An 18209-nucleotide genomic window follows, 5' to 3' on the forward strand; every position below is an offset into this window, starting at 1 on the left:
CATTATCAACGAGCAAAGTGAACTGCATTACATGAGCACAACGCAATCTACTCAGGCAGAGTCTGCTTTGGGATTAACGCTAAAAAACTGGTGGAGTATTGTTAAACGAACCTTTACCAATATCCAAAGCCATAACATTCCACTTATTGCCGCAGGCGTTGCGTTCTACTGCTTGCTGGCAATATTCCCACTTCTTGGTGCAACCATTTCTTTATATGGCTTAATGGTGTCGCCGGAAGAATTACAAAACCACATGGCCTTATTGGTTAACGTAGTACCTAGCGATAGTAGCTATATTATTGAAGAACAGCTTAAAAATCTTACCCAAAAATCGAATTCAGCACTGGGTTGGGGCTTCTTTCTTACGCTCTTTTTATCATTGTGGAGTAGTAGCAAAGGTGCCAACGCACTTATTACTGCATGTAACATTACCTACATCGAAGATAATGGCAGAGGCTTTTTTAAAGGCTTGCTTGCCCGCATAACCGGCACCATCAGTATGATAGCTACCGTTATTGTTGCGCTAGTTTGCATTACGGTACTGCCGGAAATGATAAGTTGGGTGTCTGGCGGCTTAATAAGCTTTAAGCAAGCTTCATGGATAACCTGGCCTGTGTTGCTATTGCTCTTTAACATCGGACTATCGGCACTATACCGTTACGCACCGCATAGGCGTTCAGCGCAGTGGCGATGGGTTACACCAGGATCTTTATTCGCTACCTTATTGTGGATTGCCGCATCTTATGGGTTTTCTATTTATTTGAATGAATTCGCCAGCTACAACAAAACCTACGGTTCGGTAGGTGGCATTATTATTCTACTTATGTGGCTGTACTTAAGCGCCTATATCATACTTATTGGCGCGGAAGTAAACTCGTCCATTGAGCTTCAAACCTCGGCAGACAGCACCGTAGGCGAAGACAAACCTATGGGTGAACGAGATGCCGTGGTGGCAGATAACACGCCGGAGGATTTGAGGGGAAGTTGAAGCAACTAATGAATTTTAAGTTTGGATTAGTTTGTCAGGTTCCTAGCTTCAAACTTTGGGCATGGGTAGAGGATGCAGCACTATTCAATAGGGACTTTCATTGATTGCCTTCTCTCATCCCAGAGGGAGCTAAATCTGTGTAAATAGTCTTTTCTTTCCGATGCGCACTTTACGAACACAGTCATATCTCCGCTATTGTTCATACAGTCCGGTGATTCTTTGTAAAAATTATCCCAGGCTTCTCGTTTTGCACCTTTGAAATTGTGATAGCTGCTTACTGAGAAATTGCGGGTTGAAGGATATTTGCGAACACTCGATTGTTGAGACCTACTTGTGTTTCTGCGTACATTCAAATTTTTCTGCGTGTAAACCTGTGTTTTAACGCTACTATCGCGACTATTTACACTTCCTAAACAAGCCAAAAACGTAGATTTAGCGTCGCGATGTTTTGAACGTCGATATTCCGTCACTTCATGCCTTAAGAGCCCATTCCAATGATCTACAGCCGCTTTCTCCTCAACGCATGTTTCGACTGCGAATGCGCTAAAAGAAAAGGTGATTATTATTAAAAATAAAGAAAAATACTTAAGGCAATCCATGCTTATAATTCCTTGTTCTACTACTTAGGCAAGTTTGCGGTGAAGTAACACTGCACCGAAAAAACGGTATCATCTATGACGATATTCATCATTATAGTAAAAGCCTACATTCGATTATGTCCAGCAATAAGAATAAATATTTTACTACTACTTGTTTGTTTTAAAAGACTTATTAGAGAATACATACCAAGAGCCATGTACAGAATGTGCCAACTAATAGCTTTTGCGCAAACGCATCTTTTATTGCTGTATCATAACCTCAAATACATCAAGGCTATGCGCAGCTAAATGACCACAGACTACTCTTCACAATTACAAAACCTGTTTGGATTTCCCTCGTTTCGCTCCGGCCAGCAAGAGGTTGTAGATGGTCTGTTAAATCAGCGCTCATCGCTTGCCATATTTCCTACCGGTTCTGGGAAGTCGTTGTGTTATCAGTTTGTGGCAACCCAACTGCCCCACTTAACCTTGGTGGTATCCCCGTTATTAGCCTTAATGAAAGATCAGCTCGCTTTTCTACATAGCAAAGGCATTGCTGCCGCGAGCATCGATTCAACACTAACTGCTGAGCAAAATAAGCAAGTCATGAACGATGTTCGCTCTGGTGAGTGTAAAATTTTAATGGTGTCGGTAGAACGTTTTAAGAACGAACGTTTCAGGCAGTTTATAGAGTCTGTTGCGGTTTCAATGTTGGTTATCGACGAAGCGCATTGTATCTCTGAGTGGGGGCACAACTTTCGCCCTGATTATTTGAAACTGCCAGCCTATCAACAAGAATTAAATATCCCTTTAGTGCTGCTGCTAACCGCAACGGCCACTAAAAAAGTGAAACTCGATATGGCACGCCGGTTTGATATTGCGCCCGAGAATATTGTCCAAACCGGTTTCTACCGCCCAAACCTTAATTTGAATGTGCTGCCGGTGGTAGAAGCAAATAAAAACCAAGCGCTATTAGATGAACTTAAGCGCCAGAAAGGCGCAGGCATTGTATATGTAACACTGCAACAAACCGCTGAACAAGTGGCCCGCTATTTACAACAAAACGGCTGTGCAGCAAGTGCATATCACGCGGGGCTAGACAGTGATGTGCGCCAGAACATTCAACAAGATTTCATGGCGAACAAGCTACAAGTGGTAGTGGCCACCATTGCGTTTGGCATGGGCATTGATAAATCTGACATTCGTTTTGTTGTGCATTACGATTTACCTAAGTCTATAGAGAACTACAGCCAAGAAATTGGCCGTGGTGGGCGCGACGGACAAAACGCGAATTGTACTGTATTGGCTAATCTTGATGGTCTGGTGACTATTGAAAATTTTGTTTATGGCGATACGCCAGACAAATCCGCTATTGAGCGGGTAATTAAGGACATTGCCAGTCAAGCGCCAGAGCAAGGCTCTGGCGCTTCAAGCAGTACTGCAAACAGTGCATCGGACAAAGGTATGTATCAATGGGAAACACAAATTAATAGCTTATCGACGTTAAGTAATATTCGTCAGCTACCCCTTAAAACGCTGTTAGTACAGTTGGAACTAGCCAAAGTTATCCGTCCGTTATACGCCTATTTTGCTGAATTCAAATACCGCTTTAATACCGAAAAAGCCGATATTCTCAACTTATTTGGTAAAGAACGAAGCGATTTCCTAAACGCCGTTTTCACCCATACCGATATGAAAAAAGTATGGGGCGTAGTGAATTTCGACAGTATTTTTGAGCATTACGGTGCCGAGCGTTCAAGAGTGGTGACGGCGTTAGAATATTTACACGAACATAATCATATCGAACTCGCCTCGCGTTTAATCACCGATGTGTACGAGGTGAATCAACAAGCACTGTTAGCAGATGATCTATCAGAAAGCTTGGCCGAAAGCCTAGCCCGGTATTTTGCTGAAAATGAGCTTAAAGAAGTAAAACGTATTGCTGCTCTGGTACGGTTCTTCGAGCTTAATAGCTGTTTAAACTATAACTTATCGGCCTATTTTGATGACCAACAGGCGCCAAAAGAATGCGGCCATTGCAGTGTGTGCAATGGTAAAGTGGCCAAACTAGACTACTCAACACCTATTCCCTTACCAAATAAAACCCAAGTAGCCGAGTCGATGGCAGCGCTTAATGCTCACCTTAAAGGTAAGTTTAACGAAACCATTACTGAATCTATCTATTGCCGTTTTTTAACCGCGATGACTATGCCTTTATTTACTCGTTTAAAAGTAAGGCAAGTTCCAGGGTTTGGAAGTTGTGAGTTTTGCAGGTATGGGGATGTGAAAGCCGTAGTTACTGAAATTTTAGATGAGGGCACAAGGCTTTAATACCTGTTACCATATGCAATAAATAAGCGCAGTAAATAAGTGCTGTAAAAAGGCAGTGCAAGAAATTTTATACTTGTACAAAAACGCCAAATGAATATTAAGATAAAAATAAAACTAGCGTTAAGCATTACATAACGCACTTGGCATAATACTCAGGATTACCATGGCCCTTAAAGCAACCATTTTTAAAGCGGACATATCAATAACTGATATGGACCGTAATTACTACAATGAGCACAATCTCACTATTGCTCGTCACCCTTCTGAAAATGATGCACGCATGATGCTTCGCATCGTGGCCTTTATTGTAAATGCTCACGAACAATTACAGTTTACAAAAGGCCTATCTGATGATGAAGTGCCAGACATTTGGCAAAAGGACTTCAGCGACGTAATAGAACTGTGGATTGAGTTGGGGCAACCATCTGAACAACGTATTAAAAAAGGCTGCAATCAAAGCCAGCAGATGATGATTTATGCTTACGCAGATAACAGCTTCGATGCTTGGTGGAAGAAAGAACAGAACAGCTTGCGTACCAGAAAGAACTTATCGGTGTTTACCTTGCCTGAGAGCTTATCTACCACTCTGGCTAATGCCGTAGACCGTTCGATGCAAATGCAAGTAACGGTGCAAGATGGTCAAATCTGGCTAACTATCGAAAGCGCGGGCAATAGCGAATGTATAGAAGTGGAAATTGAAAAGCATTTATAACAATAAGGTGAGTTAACTCACCTTTCATCTAAATTATGTTTGAATGTAAGTACTAGTTTCTTAAATATCTCTTTTTCTTCATCGCTAACATCTTTAAGCATGTCAAAAAAAACGCGCTCTTCTATTTCTACGAATATCTCAAGTGCGCGTTTTCCACTTTCCGTTAGCGATAGAATTTGGCTACGTTTATCTTCTTCACTTTGTACTTTACGCACTAAGTCGTTTTCCACCAATTCCTTAATTAATCTATTTATCTGAGCCTTATCTCTACCCAAAAAGTCTGTCAGCTTTTGCCCTGTACAAGCATCTATTTGACTAATGATTTTTAACGACTTCAACTGCATTGGCGCCAATGCTAAAGGGGTATTTTTTATCTCAGATAAGATCGTATTACGAATAGTATTGAGAAGATTGAACAAGGCATCATTGAATTTCATAGTACGAACAGAACCCATTTAGTTGACATTGTCAACTTTTTTCATTAAGGTTGACATTGTCAACTAATAGAGTGAGCGTGGTCATCATGAACCATATAAAGAAAATCTTAATTCTGCTGCCGGTAGCTATGCTACTGATTGGATTACTAACAGCCATAATGACATCTGTGAGTATTCTACCAGAACAAGCATTCATTCCAACGTGGTTAAGTGCGTTTACGTTCGCATTCTTAATAATGCTCCCCTTCGGCGGCGTAACTTTTTATTTCGTTAACAAACTCGTTCAGCGTATTTTTTCCTCTCTTTCAGTGTTGCAGCGCAATGTAATTCACGGTTTGACCATGGCCTTTATTATGGAGTCGGTTCTAGCGCTGATCACAACGTTTAATAACCAAGGCTTTCCGTCGCTTGAGCTATTTGTAAAAGAGGCATCGCTAAGCTTACTTGCCGCTTTACCTATTGGCATAGCAATGGCGTGTTTGATGAGTTTGGTAATTAAGCCAAGATTAGAAGCGCATTTTTCCTCGGCTACTTAAAAGCACTCCACTTTGATAAGCACAGCTTATCTCCCATGTTAGATAGCATGCCCTTTGAAGCGCTGTTCTCACAAGTATCATCTGTTCCATTACTGTCAGCGCTTTCAACGTTAGCAATATTATCACCTTGTAAAGAATCTCGTTTTTTCGCGTAGTCAAAACTGCCTGCAAGCTTATCTTTTATTGCTATTAAATATGAAACCGCCCCACTTTTTTTCGTATTCACGCCACTAGCTCCTTGTCATTTAGTGTAGCTAGTGTCGCGATTAGCTCTTTACTAAACCAACGATTAAATCTAACTTATAAAATAAGCTGAACTTATATGATGGAAAATAATGGATAAGCGATTACGATGGCTAAATAACCTGCTTTGTTTTGAAGTAGCCGCAAGACATGAGAGTTATAGCAAGGCAGCAGAAGAGTTATATATTTCACAAGCGGCAGTTAGCCAACAGATGAGACAACTAGAAACCAATCTAGGCGTAAGCTTATTTCGTAGGCAATCACGAAAGATGATTTTAACTGGCCCTGGCAGAACACTTTATGCATCGTGTGAAAAAGGATTTAGCGAAATCGTTAATGGTATGAACCAAATACACGAAGAGCCTTTAGAGGGAAGCTTAACAGTTACATCTACTCAAGCTTTTTGTTCATTGTGGCTTATGCCTAATTTATTCGAGTTTTTTAATGAGTTCCCCAATATTAATATCAATATTCAAGCATCTAATCGCATTGAAAGTTTACATAAAGGCGATATCGACGTAGCCATTCGTTTTTATACCTCAACCACCGCATCTCAGGATGACGGCCTTATTACGCGAAAATTTGGTGAAAATGGCGTCGTACCTGCTTGTTCGCCTGCCTTTCAAACTCAAAAGCAACTGCATTCTGTTGAAGATATGCTAGGCACGCGCCTGCTAGCACTTGCTGGAGAAGAGAAAGCAAGTTGGGAGTCATACTTCGAACACAATAAAATAAATCTATCGAATAAAGTGTTGAGAAAAACAGTGGTGTCTTCTAGCGATCTGGCCCTTAGCGCAGCGCTGGCAGGTCAAGGCGTCATGTTAGCCTCTGATGTTATGATAGGTCAGTATTTAAAATCGGGGCAATTGGTGGTGCCCGTTGATATTCCACATCCTGTACGCTGGAAATCTCACTTTGTTTATCTTAAAAACTCGCCGAAGCAGCAACGTATCGCACATTTTTGCGAATGGCTTAGAAAGAAAATGGCAAACCACGAAGCACTTCAACTGCAATAATAGGGTTAAAAGCGCATTAGCCGGCGCTGAAGATTTTCGTTCTCTTCTGTCAGTTTTTCTTTTTGTTTCAGCAACTCGACAATCATCGCGACCGCTATCCAATCCAATTCTAATTGGGAATATAGTGTTATAGCTTTTTTCACCCACCGTACACTATTGGTATCGAATACCCAGTTACGCGTATTGTCGCCTGAAACGGGCTCAGCAATACCATAATCGATAACTTCAATAATCATGTCTTTGCTTAGCTGTTCAATGTGGCAAAGTTCTTCAAAGGAAATAATGAGCAAGGTTTCAGACATCTTTTTGACTCCATTTTGAACGAGGATCATCGTGCGCTAATTGCGCTAGTTGTTGCCACAAAGCCTTGTCTTCGTCGGTCGTTTTATCTGGAGTAACGATTTTTAAAACAGCAATCATATCACCAAGGCCAGTTTTCATTTTAAGCCCTTTACCCTTAACTCGTAATTTATGACCCGTTTGACTATTTGGCTTTATATTCAGGTTAATCTTTCCTGCCAAGGTAGGTACTTCAACTTTACATCCAAGTACGGCTTCCCAAGGCAATATAGGCACTGTGAGTACGAGATTGTGCCCTTCTACATCAAACAGTGGATGAGGCACTAGGCGAATGTGCAAATAAAGATCGCCGCTTCTCCCCTTCCCCAGCCCTTTGCCGCCTTGGCCTTTTAGCCTGATCCGCTCTCCGTCAACCACGCCGCTAGGTATTTTAACTTTTAGGGTTTTATTGACGTGTTTAACGTTTCCATCTTCTAATGATGGCATCGAAAATTGAATCGTTTTTGGCGCTTCTGAAAAAAGGTCCTCAAGAAATACGGGAACTTCAATTTCGGCGTCTTGACCCTGACTATTAAATCCTGAAAAATCGTCTGGCTGATGGCTACGCTGCCTTTGGTCGAAGCCTCCACCACCAAATACTGAATTAAAAAAGTCGGAAAAGTCACCACCGGAGTGAGCGCTATTAGAATCATTACTACTTTGCCAGCCAGGAGGGGGTTGAAAATTGTCGTGCGAAGCAGTGCCATATTTTTTCAATTCATCGTATTCAGCTCTGCGTTGTGGATCTTTAAGCACCTCATAAGCTTCGACTAATTCTTTGAATTCATCATCAGAATTCTTTTCAGGTTGCATATCTGGGTGCAGCTTTAACGCAAGCTTTCGATATGCTTTTTTTATTGCTTTTAAATCAGCATCTTCTTCGACACCAAGAACCTGATAATAATCTTTAAATTCCATGCAATGGTGCTCAGCGTAATGACTATAGAATTAATAATATAGCGGATGCCGACAATGCATCGTTTGATACTGATCAAATATCATTGCGACTGCAAATTAAACGTACTTTTTAGCATAAGAAGGTCAGATTAAGCTCAACAATAGCGCTTACGCATCGAAAGTCTGCGTAATAACTTACCTGAAATGGGGCGCCAATCAATAATGCTGTACGCCCCAGCTATACTTTGTTTGGTTATAAATCTTGATGAGGACCGAAAATTTCGTAATGTATATGCTCGTTTTCAACTCCTAACTCTAACAACTGCTTTTTCACAAATGCCATAAATCCTGCAGGCCCACATAAATAGAAATCGCCATTTTTAATCGGTAACTGTGCTTGTACTGCGGTTAAATCCATTTGCCCTGTAAAATCTACACCGCCACTACTTTGATTAAACCACGTCATAGTTTGCAAACGGCTATACACTGCACTTAATTCATTTAAATAATTTGAAAATGAGTGCTGCTTTGTATTCTCGCATGCATGTAAATAAACAATGTCTTGGTTGGTATTATCGCTTAATAATGTTTCGAGCATCGCTACCATTGGCGTTTGCCCAACACCTGCTGAAATAAGCACCACAGGGTTAGCACTAGTGCGTAAAAAGAAATCTCCCGCAGGCGGGTAGAGTTCAACTATGTCACCTTGAGCTAGTGAGTGTAGATGATTTGACACCATGCCAGGCTTTGGCATTAGCTCTTTCTTAACGCTAATGCGGTAGTTTTCACCATTGGTTTTTTGTGAAATTGAATACTGACGAATTTCTTCGTATTCAGCGCTCTCAGGCTGAACTTTAATACCCAAATATTGACCTGATTTATGAGCAACAACTGCTTTGCCATCTACGGGCGTAAGTGTAAAACTTGTTACAAATTCAGATTCGAGCTGCTTATTAGTTATTTCAAATTGACGCGTACCTGCCCAGCCACCAATAGTGTTTTTACTATGCTCATACAATGCAGCTTCTTCGGTTATGCATATTTCAGCAAGCAGAGCATAAGCTTCACGCCATGCGTATTCTACGTCTGGGGTAAACTGCTCAGGAATTAGCTCTTTAAGAGTGCCAATTAGATGTGCGCCTACAATCGGATAGTGCTCAGGTAAAATATTTAAACTGGTGTGTTTATGATTAATGCGTGCTAATGCCTCTTTTAATACCGATAAATTATCAATATTTTGAGCGTATGCGGCTAATGCGTTAAACAGCGCGAATTGTTGGCGTCCACTCTCTTGATTCGTCATATTAAAAATATTCCTGAGCTCAGGATGCTGGCTAAACATACGCTTATAGAAATGATCGGTAACCACCGTACCTGCTTGCGCTAATAATGGAACGGTACTTTTAACAATCTCAATAGTTTTATCAGATAACATAATGTATTCCTGTTGGTAAACTAACCACTGCGCCCATCGACGCGACATCGCGTTAATATAGGTGTGCAGTGAATTAAAAATAATAAGAAAGCCGCTAACCACAGCAAAGCGCTAACCCGCCAAGCGAAGTATGGGCCAATAAAATAAGGTAGAATTGAGCGAGTAATGCCTGCCACCAGCACAAGAACAAAAGCAATGGACATGTAATTAGGAATGATGAGCGCGCGTCCCGTGTGACCAAGCGATACTCGGGTCATCATGGCTAAAATCATCATTCCTACTGCACCAATAGTGATGAGATGCAACGCGTCTTTAAAAGATATGACACTTGTGTAAAAGCTCAATGCTATCAGTAATAAGCCAACACCTAGCGCAAGGTAAGAAAAGTGCAAAGACCACAACAAAGGTACTTTCAGCACTTTTTTATTCCACCAAATACCGGCTCTAATTAAGTGAAGCGAAGCAACGACTAACACAATTAACGCAGGGCTAATTGAATCTAAAAAAAACTTGCTGATAAAAAACAAAGTGATTCCTAACATTGATAAATAAAGCAGTGCTTTATCAATGTTAGGCGTGCGCACTTGCTCGCTCAGCGCTAATCCCTTAGCGGTGAAAAAGGGAAGCACTCTTCCTGTCACCACGCCAATAAGTAAACTAATAACGAGTACCGCAGTATCTACCACCGCCAGTGCGAGCTGAATGTTGTTAATTAAAACCAGAATTAAGTAGAGTATATTAAGTGCGCACAGCACGCTCAGAATGGCTAAAAACTGATAGTTATTTTTACTTCTCGCTTTTAGAAGCATATTAGCCAGCACACCGATTGCGCCTAACCACCATGCTAGTTGCAGCACAACAACAGCCAATAAATTAGCACTGGCAAAATTAGGTAATACAATAAAAAAAGCTAAACGGGCACTAACCCATATAAAAGTAAGCACCATAAGCGCCTTGCCATTAATACTAGGAGCGCCCGTCCATGTTTGTGCAGCAGTAAGTAAAAACCCCACAACTACAACACCGGTAAAGCCAAATAGCATTTCATGGGCGTGCCAGATTGTTGCAGGCATTGTTAACTGCCAAGTCACATAACCTGTTAAAATAAGTAGCCAATACCCTATCGACAAAAATGCAAGCAAGCCTCCGGCTAAAAAACCAGGTCTAAACGCACGCATCCACAGCGGCCATGTCGTGATTTGATGGATAGTCGAACGTGAATGCATCAACGAACTTCCAGCCCTAAACCATGCTGAGCAACACAGCGCATCACATAGCTCACCTTTAAAATAGCTGCCATCACGATAGTACTAATATGGGCTAATAACTGTGCATGCATCGAAAAGTACTCTGCATACGGATAGCTAATTAAAATACTCACAATGATAAAAGCGAAGCTAAGCCCCAATATGGTATTAGCTGCAAACAAGAGCGAATGAAAAAAAGAGCCTAACTCAGAATTTCTGCTGGCATTACTTATTGTCAGAGTGTTCATAACCACCTCAGTAACCGTTAACGTTACTTAGCTATTACACATACTGTGCCACTAAATTAAATGACTATTTATCAATACGTTAAATATATTAACTTTACATAATATGTCTTTATGACCTACTCTAATTTGAATCATAAACACACGTAAAGGTCATTTTGACATGAGCCAACAATTCAATCTCACCCAAGTCGCGCTAGAACTAGCTCAAAGCACTCTGCACGAGCACAGTTTCGACCAGTTATTGGCAACGGTTGAGCGTGTAATACCAAGTGATGCTAGTGCACTGCTTGCCCTACAAAGAGATCAACTTAAGCCTCTTGCTATTAAGGGCCTTATGCCCGACAGCCTAGGTCGGCGCTTTACAATATCTGAGCACCCTCGCCTACAAGCTATTTGCAGTGCAAACCACGCATTACAGTTTGCACACGACTGTCCCTTACCCGATCCGTACGACGGACTGCTGTTGGCCAAAACCGGCGATATTCCTGTGCATGCTTGTTTAGGTTTACCCCTTTACGATAAAAGCGCGTTACTTGGTGTACTTACGTTCGACAGCCTTGATGCAAATGCCTTTAGCAACATTAGTGCAGATACACTCAATACCTTGCAAACATTGTGCAGTGCACATTTTAAAACGGCCTTAGAACTTGCCCATTACAAGCAAAACGCTCAGCATTCGCATGCACTTGTGCAAGAACTAACACGCGATACGTTAACTCGCGATGGCGGCGAAATTATTGGCCAAAGCGGGGTAATGCAAACACTTAAAAACGAAATAAAACTCGTTGCTGCATCTAATTTTAGCGTATTGGTTTTGGGTGAGACTGGCGTAGGTAAAGAATTAGTAGCACGAAATATACATATGAATTCTGCCCGCAAAGATCAGCCACTTATCCATTTAAATTGCGCCTCACTTCCCGAAAACCTGGCAGAAAGTGAGTTTTTTGGACACGCAAAAGGGGCTTTTACTGGCGCACAAAATGCGCGCCAAGGAAAATTTCAGTTAGCTGATGGTGGCACATTATTCTTAGACGAAATAGGTGAATTACCGCTGGCAATGCAAAGTAAATTATTACGCGTATTGCAAAGCGGTGAAATTCAAACAGTAGGTGAAGATACCCCAAAATATGTAGACGTGCGCGTAGTAGCCGCCACCAACCGTGACTTAAAAAACGAAGTGGCACAGGGCCGGTTCAGGGCTGACTTATATCATCGCTTAAGTGTTTACCCTATTACCGTGCCAGCACTTAACAAGCGCGAGCAGGACGTGACTTTGCTTGCTGGTTACTTTATTGAGCAAACAGCACGTAAATTAGGTATTAAGCAATTAAAACTGAGTGCAGAGGCAAACCTATTGCTGAACCAGTACAATTGGCCGGGTAATGTTCGCGAACTTGAACATGTGATTAGCCGCAGCGCACTGAAAGCTAAACAAAGCCAATGGCAAAACCCAATAGTGACTATTACAAGTGAACATTGCGACTTAACGCCGCAACCAAACGCAACCATGCTAGTTAGCGCTAAAAACACTATTCATACTATTACCAATCAACCTTTAAAACAGGCGGTCGAGTCATTGCAATTTGCGGTTATAAGCGAGCAGTTAAAACAGCATGATTATAACTGGGCCGCAACAGCACGAGTACTTTCGCTAGATCGGGCCAATCTAGTACGTCTTGCTAAGCGCTTAGGCATCGAAGTAAAAAAGACGATATAAGGCATCATGAATTACCCGTTCAACCCTTCAGAGTTAGAGCACTTTATACATAATGAACGCTGCCTCTACAAATTATGCTTCCGGCCCTTCTACAGTAAATACTAAGTGCCTTCGCATATCTTTTAAAATAACCCCTTTTTTTACCATAGCGGCACTTAACCGCTTTCGCCATTTTAATAATTCCGGCTCTGAAGCTGCTAGGGCTTGCTCATTTTCAAACTGAAAGCGCAGCAATAAAGAGCTTGGGAAAAGCTCATATTTCATATCAAACCAGCATTGCACCATGCCAGGAATTTCAGCGCGCCCTTGCTCTTCAAGCATATTGGCAACATCAAGGACAAGTGCTTGTTGTTTAATTTGCACTTTAGAAAGCTTTTTCATCTATGGTGTCCATCTTAAGGATTAGCGTTCACAGGCGCTAAACTTAAACGAAAACCTAGACGAATACCAAGAAAGCAGAGCTAATCAAAGCAAAAAACTCACTGCAGAATATTCTTAACATACCTTTTAGCTGCGTAAAACAGAACTCAACTCAATATATTCCAAACTCACTCAAATCTTTCAACCAATTGAATAATTTATACTTTCCCACCCCGTAAGTTTGACTTCATGAAGTATTTTCAAACCGTTAAGTTTCCGTAAGTTCTTTTTCTTGGTATCCGACAATACTCATTCCAACACCAATCGCTTTAAAGGCGCAGGTTGATGTCGCGACAAGAAGGATTGGTCTTTTCCACCCTACTTTAAGGAATGAACATGAAACCGTTAATGCTAGGTTGTTGCGCAATAATCTTGGTATTTCCTACCTGGGTAAGCGCAGTTACACATACAGATAATCACTATGCTGCCAATAAAAGCAATGGCTATGTTGCCTATATGAGTGAGCCAGAAACTCTGGTTATAGAGCTGGGAACCAGTACGTCTAAACGTGAAGTTCACCTTCCTCGTGTTCAGCAAGCCAGTGAGTTTAGTTGGTCGAATGACAATCGCTATCTTACCTTTACGACGCATAACCAGCACCTGTGGTTATATGATACACAGCTTGCCACGCTCCGCCTTATTGAGTCGATGCCAAGTACAGCATCAAAAAGCAAATACTCCCCCCAATGGTCAAACGCAGGAAATTGGTTGCTGTTTATATCGCACAACCAAACGGAAACTCGCCCTCGCGTTTATTCACCGTTACGTAAACACAGCTATGCCTTGCCCATCTCAGCCGATGATTTCACCCATATTGCGTGGGCCAATCACAAAAACGAAATAACCTTATTGGATTTCGTTGGGAAGCGTGAGCGACTTGCCTCATTTAAGTTGTTTGGCATCACCCTTACCGCCACTGATGCTCGCAGTTTAATGGCCTTAAAAAATTAACTTAGACCCTAAATTTACTATCGAAATTTATAGAAAAAGGAAACGATAATGAAAAACGTCATTAGAAAAGCAGCCTTTAGCCTACTTCCTGCAGTATTCCTATTCACGGCCGTTCAGGCAGCAAATTTTAACGAGTTGAACAAAGTGGGTGTGGTGAATAACAATCTAGATGCGCCGCAGCAAATGGTTATTTATAACAGCGATGAAACTAAGTGCTTGTCGACCTACGGCCATAATCGTAAGGGCACCAATGTATTAACTTATGAAACCTGCCGCATAGATAGTTACGATACTTGGACAATAACAAGCTCTGGCAAGATTAAAAATCAACGAAGTGGAAAATGTCTAACTTCACCGCAAGGCAGAAGTACCTTAACGCTTGCCCGATGTAATACGTCCATTAAACGCGGTTACACCGCTTACGACTTCGTTATTCTGAATCACTTAGACACTCCCACAAACAATAGCATCGAAGTAGCCCAGCTGGATTAATCATGGCGTATTGGCTTCTGCCGCAGAGTTTTTTGCGGCAGGGCTCAACCTACTTAAAACCTTAGAATCGATGAATAGTCTTGCAAACTCACCCGCTCGGTTTAGACTTATACATGGCAAATTGATGACCCAAAAAAAAGAACCATCAAGGGGTTGGAGTTCAGTCTGTCTTGGATATGGGATATCTGTAGACATGAGCGAAACCTTTCAACTTGGTGACTGGGAAGTCAATACATCGCTGAATTCCCTGTCTCGTAACAACACATCTGTTCACCTAGAACCTAAGATGATGGACGTGCTTGCCTACCTGTCAGCCCATGCGGGCGAGGTGATAAGTACCGAACAACTGCTTATAGAATTCTGGCAAGGTACGTTTTATGGCGATGCCCCGGTACAAAAATGCATTGCTATGTTACGCAAGAAGCTTGGCGATAATTCAAGGCAACCTTCATACATAGAAACCGTTCAGCGCCGAGGCTACCGTATTATTGCGAAGGTGGTGCGATTAGACGAACGTCAGCGGTGGGGCAACCTTCAAAAACTCACTCAGTGGAACCAAGGCTCACCGTATCTGGGATTACAAACTTTTCAACCCCAGCACGCGGCTATTTTCTTTGGTAGAAACAAAGCTATTGCTGAAGTGGTTCATCACCTCAACCAAGCAATGGATGATAACTTCAGCTTCTTATTATTAATGGGGAAAAGCGGCAGCGGTAAATCATCATTGCTGCGTGCTGGCGTTATTCCCTTTATTACCCGAAGTGAAGGTTTGGCGGGTATAAAAGTGCAGCACTACACCGTTATCACCCCTACCCGCGGCAAAGCCAGTAGTATATTCAGGCAGTTATTAGGTGCCCTTAACGATATGGGCATGCTGGTTGATACTTGGAATTTAGACGCCCATGCCTATGACCTAAGCCAACACCCGTCCCACTTAAAAGCACTGCTTAAAGAAAATGATAGCAATACTGAATTAAACGACAATGCGCCATCAACTCAGCCAGTAGCACGCCCTAACAATCTAATTGTTATCGACCAATTTGAGCAAGTGTTGCAAGACGCAAACTTGTCGAAAGATGACGCGGCTAGCTTAATTAGCTTTTTAACCGTGCTAGTAAAAACCCAGCGCCTTATTCTAATTGTGTCGTTACGAAACGACTTCTACGCCAACAGCATGGAATTAGAGGGGTTCGCAGGGCTTAAAGACGAAGGCCAGCAATACGATCTTCAACCTCCAAATGCTACAGATATTGCCCGTATGATACGCCTGCCGGCACTTTCCGCAGGGCTTAGCTTTGAAGAAAACCTACAAACGGGAGAAAAGCTTGATGAGGTATTGCTAGAAGCGGCGATTGGGCACCCCGATGCACTGCCCTTAATGGAGTTCACCCTAGACTTGCTTTACCAGCGTCGCGACAAAGAAAACACGCTGCTGTTTTCTGCCTTTGCCGACATTGGCGGTTTAGAAGGCGCAATAGCGCAACAAGCCGAAAGTACTTACCAAGGTATGAGCGACACAGCTAAAGCGAGTTGGAAGAGCGTAATGCACGAGTTGGTAAGCGTTAACGATGTTAATCAAACCGGCTTAATTGCTAGAAAAGTACCGTTTGAGCAATTCAGTGATGAGAACGACTTAGCCTTTATTCAGCAGTTTGTTGATGCTCGATTATTTGTTACCGAGTCTGACATTGCAGCCAATGAACATGCTTCTAATAATCCGGCCCCTGATGTGAAAAGCAATAAGCGCGTTTGTGTTGCCCATGAAGCCTTATTAAAACACTGGGATCGCATTACCGACTGGGCACAAAAAAACCGTGCGGCGTTGCTAAAAAGAACGGAGCTAATTACAGATTGCAGTCGCTGGTTAAATGCGGGCAAACCTCAAGACATGTTGCTGCCCTCTGGCAGAAAGTTAGACGACGCTCGCTGGATGGCCAAACAACCCCACTTGCACTTAACACCGCAGGAAACACTATTCATTCGCCTGTCTGAAGGCCAGCATAAAAAAACGCAGCGCTATAAAACCACGGCCATCGCCGCGCTAGCGATATTGGCTGTGGCCACAACGGGCCTGGCTATTTATAGCAATAATCAAACTCAGCTAGCCGTTGAACAAAGTCAACAAGCACAGGTACTGCGAAACAAAGCTGAAAGCTTAGTCGATTACATGCTGGGCGACTTACGCAGTCAGTTAGAGCCCATAGGAAAGCTGGACGTACTCGAAGGCGTTGGGCAAAAAACATTAGATTATTATGCAGGTATTGAAACCGGTGATGGGCTAAGGCAAGCCAACTCGTTGAAGCTTTTAGCCGAAATAAACATTAACCGAGGAGAGTTCGATCATGCCGGCGAACAGTTATCTCAAGCGTTAAATATTTTGAATAAGCAGGACACTCTGCCACTAAAACCGTCCTTTGGCTTGTCGCAAGAAACGGCACTAGATGGCATAGTTTCAGCAAATGCGACTTCACAAGGTACAGCACAAACTAGCGAGCAGGTGCTGTTCTTAAAAGGGAATATTCATTATTGGATTGGCGTCATCGCCTACTTTAAACAAAACTATACCACTACCATTGAAGAGTGGACGAAGTACCTTAACTACTCACAACAACTGTTAGCGCTTGATGAGCTAAATCCCAAGTGGATGCTGGAAGTGAGTTCTGCTCAACACAATATTGGTAGTTTAGCGCTTCGTATTTCCCAATACCAAAAAGCCAGCCAAAGCTTCCGTGATTCCATCGCTTTAAAACGCAAAATGCTAATTTCGCAACCTAATCATAGTGAAGTTCAAACTTCGCTGCGAGGTTCTTTATTGGGGCTAGTGGCTGTCGCCTTTCAAACTTTTGAATTTAAAGACGCCGAGCAACTGGCACAAGAAGCCTATACCCTTGCTGGTAAGTTGCTACTAGAAAACCCTGAAGACTACAACATTGCCTATCAAACCTTGTCATCTGCTAATTTGCTGATACAAGCCCAAATGGCGGTTGGCAACAAGCCTGGTGCAGAAAAAACAATAAACGACGGTGTAGTACTGGCACAAAAACTGGCTAAACAAGAACCTGAAAATGAAGCCTGGATGACCAAAGTTGCTACATTAATGTTCTTCTATTGGGATTATCATTTGCTCTTCGACACACAAGAAAAGAAACCTGACCCAGAACTGCTTAACCTCACTCGTGGTGCATATAAAAAAACTAAAAATCTGCCTATAAAACAAAAAATTTACAGTGTGAAATTGGGGTTCGAAGACCGCGAACATTCACGGGTGATATTAGATATTGCTAAGCCATCCCTAGACTTCAATAGTGAGTCTACCCCGCGCCTACTTTGGGAACTGCATTTAAAATGCAGTTATCACTCCTGCACTATTGGTAAGGATACCGGGAAAGATGTAGGCAAAGGAGAAAGTGAAAGCTTAGCCCTCGCACATTTCACATCAGCGCACACTAACAAACCATCGAAAGATATGAATGATTCATTAACTGAATTCTATTTTTTACTTGTGTCATCTAAGCGAAGTGCGGCTAAAGATGTGCTGCTAGGTCTGCAAAAACAAGGGTATTTACATCCTCAGTTAACAGACGCCGTTAATCGCGCTCAAGACGACATTTAACCCCTGAAA

17 protein-coding genes are annotated in these 18209 nt (G+C 42.2%); 9 read left to right on the plus strand and 8 right to left on the minus strand.

All coding sequences use genetic code 11. From position 1 onward, the window contains the following. Positions 1 to 31: 31 nt before the first annotated feature. The 3 genes from AVL57_RS14540 to AVL57_RS14555 all read left to right on the plus strand — a co-directional run bounded on the left by AVL57_RS14540 (position 32) and on the right by AVL57_RS14555 (position 4609). Positions 32 to 988, plus strand: a complete 957-nt coding sequence (locus tag AVL57_RS14540; protein WP_057790168.1) for a YihY/virulence factor BrkB family protein — start codon at positions 32 to 34, stop codon at positions 986 to 988. An 887-nt stretch (positions 989 to 1875) separates the two neighbouring features. After that, positions 1876 to 3897, plus strand: a complete 2022-nt coding sequence (locus AVL57_RS14550; protein WP_057790164.1) for a RecQ family ATP-dependent DNA helicase — start codon at positions 1876 to 1878, stop codon at positions 3895 to 3897. A 163-nt stretch (positions 3898 to 4060) separates the two neighbouring features. After that, positions 4061 to 4609: a YaeQ family protein gene (locus tag AVL57_RS14555; protein ID WP_057790162.1), complete on the plus strand. Its 549-nt coding sequence runs from the start codon at positions 4061 to 4063 to the stop codon at positions 4607 to 4609. 17 nt (positions 4610 to 4626) lie between these two features. Here the strand turns inward: AVL57_RS14555 and AVL57_RS14560 are convergent, their stop codons facing one another. Beyond that, entirely contained in the window at positions 4627 to 5046 is a 420-nt protein-coding gene (locus tag AVL57_RS14560) for a MarR family transcriptional regulator (protein WP_063457271.1), read from the minus strand. An 86-nt stretch (positions 5047 to 5132) separates the two neighbouring features. Here AVL57_RS14560 and AVL57_RS14565 point away from each other — a divergent pair, with 86 nt between their 5' ends. After that, positions 5133 to 5582, plus strand: a complete 450-nt coding sequence (locus AVL57_RS14565) for a DUF2798 domain-containing protein (RefSeq protein ID WP_057790158.1) — start codon at positions 5133 to 5135, stop codon at positions 5580 to 5582. On the opposite strand, the gene AVL57_RS14570 is transcribed toward AVL57_RS14565, so the two are convergent. After that, positions 5575 to 5808 carry a hypothetical protein gene (locus AVL57_RS14570; RefSeq protein ID WP_057790155.1) on the minus strand — a complete coding sequence of 78 codons (234 nt, stop codon included), beginning with the start codon at positions 5806 to 5808 and terminating at the stop codon, positions 5575 to 5577. The two genes, AVL57_RS14565 and AVL57_RS14570, sit on opposite strands and share 8 nt — an antisense overlap. A 109-nt stretch (positions 5809 to 5917) precedes the next feature. Here AVL57_RS14570 and AVL57_RS14575 point away from each other — a divergent pair, with 109 nt between their 5' ends. Then, complete coding sequence (locus tag AVL57_RS14575; protein ID WP_057790153.1) at positions 5918 to 6841, plus strand: LysR substrate-binding domain-containing protein; 924 nt, start codon at positions 5918 to 5920, stop codon at positions 6839 to 6841. A gap of 5 nt (positions 6842 to 6846) precedes the next feature. Here AVL57_RS14575 and AVL57_RS14580 read toward each other — a convergent pair whose 3' ends face one another. The 5 genes from AVL57_RS14580 to AVL57_RS14600 all read right to left on the minus strand — a co-directional run bounded on the left by AVL57_RS14580 (position 6847) and on the right by AVL57_RS14600 (position 11007). Next, positions 6847 to 7143, minus strand: a complete 297-nt coding sequence (locus AVL57_RS14580) for a chaperone modulator CbpM (protein WP_057790151.1) — start codon at positions 7141 to 7143, stop codon at positions 6847 to 6849. Beyond that, positions 7136 to 8098 carry a DnaJ C-terminal domain-containing protein gene (locus tag AVL57_RS14585; RefSeq protein ID WP_057790149.1) on the minus strand — a complete coding sequence of 321 codons (963 nt, stop codon included), beginning with the start codon at positions 8096 to 8098 and terminating at the stop codon, positions 7136 to 7138. The genes AVL57_RS14580 and AVL57_RS14585 overlap by 8 nt, the downstream gene beginning before the upstream one ends. 232 nt (positions 8099 to 8330) lie before the next feature. Beyond that, a complete protein-coding gene (gene hmpA, locus AVL57_RS14590; RefSeq protein WP_057790147.1) occupies positions 8331 to 9512 on the minus strand; it encodes an NO-inducible flavohemoprotein in 1182 nt (393 codons plus the stop codon). A 20-nt stretch (positions 9513 to 9532) separates the two neighbouring features. After that, the gene (locus AVL57_RS14595; protein WP_057790145.1) at positions 9533 to 10738 is read right to left on the minus strand and encodes an NnrS family protein; all 1206 of its coding nucleotides are present in this window, start codon (positions 10736 to 10738) and stop codon (positions 9533 to 9535) included. Continuing rightward, complete coding sequence (locus AVL57_RS14600; RefSeq protein WP_057790143.1) at positions 10738 to 11007, minus strand: hypothetical protein; 270 nt, start codon at positions 11005 to 11007, stop codon at positions 10738 to 10740. The genes AVL57_RS14595 and AVL57_RS14600 overlap by 1 nt, the downstream gene beginning before the upstream one ends. A 160-nt stretch (positions 11008 to 11167) precedes the next feature. Here AVL57_RS14600 and norR point away from each other — a divergent pair, with 160 nt between their 5' ends. Next, complete coding sequence (norR, locus tag AVL57_RS14605; RefSeq protein ID WP_057790141.1) at positions 11168 to 12724, plus strand: nitric oxide reductase transcriptional regulator NorR; 1557 nt, start codon at positions 11168 to 11170, stop codon at positions 12722 to 12724. 72 nt (positions 12725 to 12796) lie between these two features. Here the strand turns inward: norR and AVL57_RS14610 are convergent, their stop codons facing one another. Continuing rightward, complete coding sequence (locus tag AVL57_RS14610; protein WP_057790139.1) at positions 12797 to 13105, minus strand: hypothetical protein; 309 nt, start codon at positions 13103 to 13105, stop codon at positions 12797 to 12799. A 375-nt stretch (positions 13106 to 13480) separates the two neighbouring features. Between AVL57_RS14610 and AVL57_RS14615 the strand changes: the two genes are divergently transcribed. The 3 genes from AVL57_RS14615 (at position 13481) to AVL57_RS14630 (ending at position 18200) form a co-directional block, all read left to right on the plus strand. After that, positions 13481 to 14095, plus strand: coding sequence for a hypothetical protein (locus tag AVL57_RS14615; RefSeq protein ID WP_057790137.1), 615 nt, complete (start codon positions 13481 to 13483; stop codon positions 14093 to 14095). Between the two features lie 48 nt (positions 14096 to 14143). Continuing rightward, on the plus strand, positions 14144 to 14587 hold the full coding sequence (locus AVL57_RS14620; protein ID WP_057790135.1) for a ricin-type beta-trefoil lectin domain protein: 444 nt from the start codon (positions 14144 to 14146) through the stop codon (positions 14585 to 14587). A 193-nt stretch (positions 14588 to 14780) separates the two neighbouring features. Next, entirely contained in the window at positions 14781 to 18200 is a 3420-nt protein-coding gene (locus AVL57_RS14630; protein ID WP_057790131.1) for an nSTAND1 domain-containing NTPase, read from the plus strand. Positions 18201 to 18209: the final 9 nt, after the last annotated feature.

It is taken from the genome of Alteromonas stellipolaris (genome assembly GCF_001562115.1).
Classification (GTDB): domain Bacteria; phylum Pseudomonadota; class Gammaproteobacteria; order Enterobacterales; family Alteromonadaceae; genus Alteromonas; species Alteromonas stellipolaris.

What these genes read in the sequence shown, in the direction of transcription:
- AVL57_RS14580 (WP_057790151.1), bottom strand. Translation starts at nt 7,143, where the DNA reads ATGTCTGAAACCTTGCTCATTATTTCCTTTGAAGAACTTTGCCACATT.
- AVL57_RS14600 (WP_057790143.1), bottom strand. Translation starts at nt 11,007, where the DNA reads ATGAACACTCTGACAATAAGTAATGCCAGCAGAAATTCTGAGTTAGGC.
- AVL57_RS14585 (WP_057790149.1), bottom strand. Translation starts at nt 8,098, where the DNA reads ATGGAATTTAAAGATTATTATCAGGTTCTTGGTGTCGAAGAAGATGCT.
- AVL57_RS14620 (WP_057790135.1), top strand. Translation starts at nt 14,144, where the DNA reads ATGAAAAACGTCATTAGAAAAGCAGCCTTTAGCCTACTTCCTGCAGTA.
- AVL57_RS14575 (WP_057790153.1), top strand. Translation starts at nt 5,918, where the DNA reads ATGGATAAGCGATTACGATGGCTAAATAACCTGCTTTGTTTTGAAGTA.
- AVL57_RS14550 (WP_057790164.1), top strand. Translation starts at nt 1,876, where the DNA reads ATGACCACAGACTACTCTTCACAATTACAAAACCTGTTTGGATTTCCC.
- AVL57_RS14540 (WP_057790168.1), top strand. Translation starts at nt 32, where the DNA reads ATGAGCACAACGCAATCTACTCAGGCAGAGTCTGCTTTGGGATTAACG.
- AVL57_RS14595 (WP_057790145.1), bottom strand. Translation starts at nt 10,738, where the DNA reads ATGCATTCACGTTCGACTATCCATCAAATCACGACATGGCCGCTGTGG.
- AVL57_RS14560 (WP_063457271.1), bottom strand. Translation starts at nt 5,046, where the DNA reads ATGAAATTCAATGATGCCTTGTTCAATCTTCTCAATACTATTCGTAAT.
- AVL57_RS14555 (WP_057790162.1), top strand. Translation starts at nt 4,061, where the DNA reads ATGGCCCTTAAAGCAACCATTTTTAAAGCGGACATATCAATAACTGAT.
- AVL57_RS14565 (WP_057790158.1), top strand. Translation starts at nt 5,133, where the DNA reads ATGAACCATATAAAGAAAATCTTAATTCTGCTGCCGGTAGCTATGCTA.
- norR (WP_057790141.1), top strand. Translation starts at nt 11,168, where the DNA reads ATGAGCCAACAATTCAATCTCACCCAAGTCGCGCTAGAACTAGCTCAA.
- AVL57_RS14630 (WP_057790131.1), top strand. Translation starts at nt 14,781, where the DNA reads ATGAGCGAAACCTTTCAACTTGGTGACTGGGAAGTCAATACATCGCTG.
- AVL57_RS14610 (WP_057790139.1), bottom strand. Translation starts at nt 13,105, where the DNA reads ATGAAAAAGCTTTCTAAAGTGCAAATTAAACAACAAGCACTTGTCCTT.
- AVL57_RS14615 (WP_057790137.1), top strand. Translation starts at nt 13,481, where the DNA reads ATGAAACCGTTAATGCTAGGTTGTTGCGCAATAATCTTGGTATTTCCT.
- hmpA (WP_057790147.1), bottom strand. Translation starts at nt 9,512, where the DNA reads ATGTTATCTGATAAAACTATTGAGATTGTTAAAAGTACCGTTCCATTA.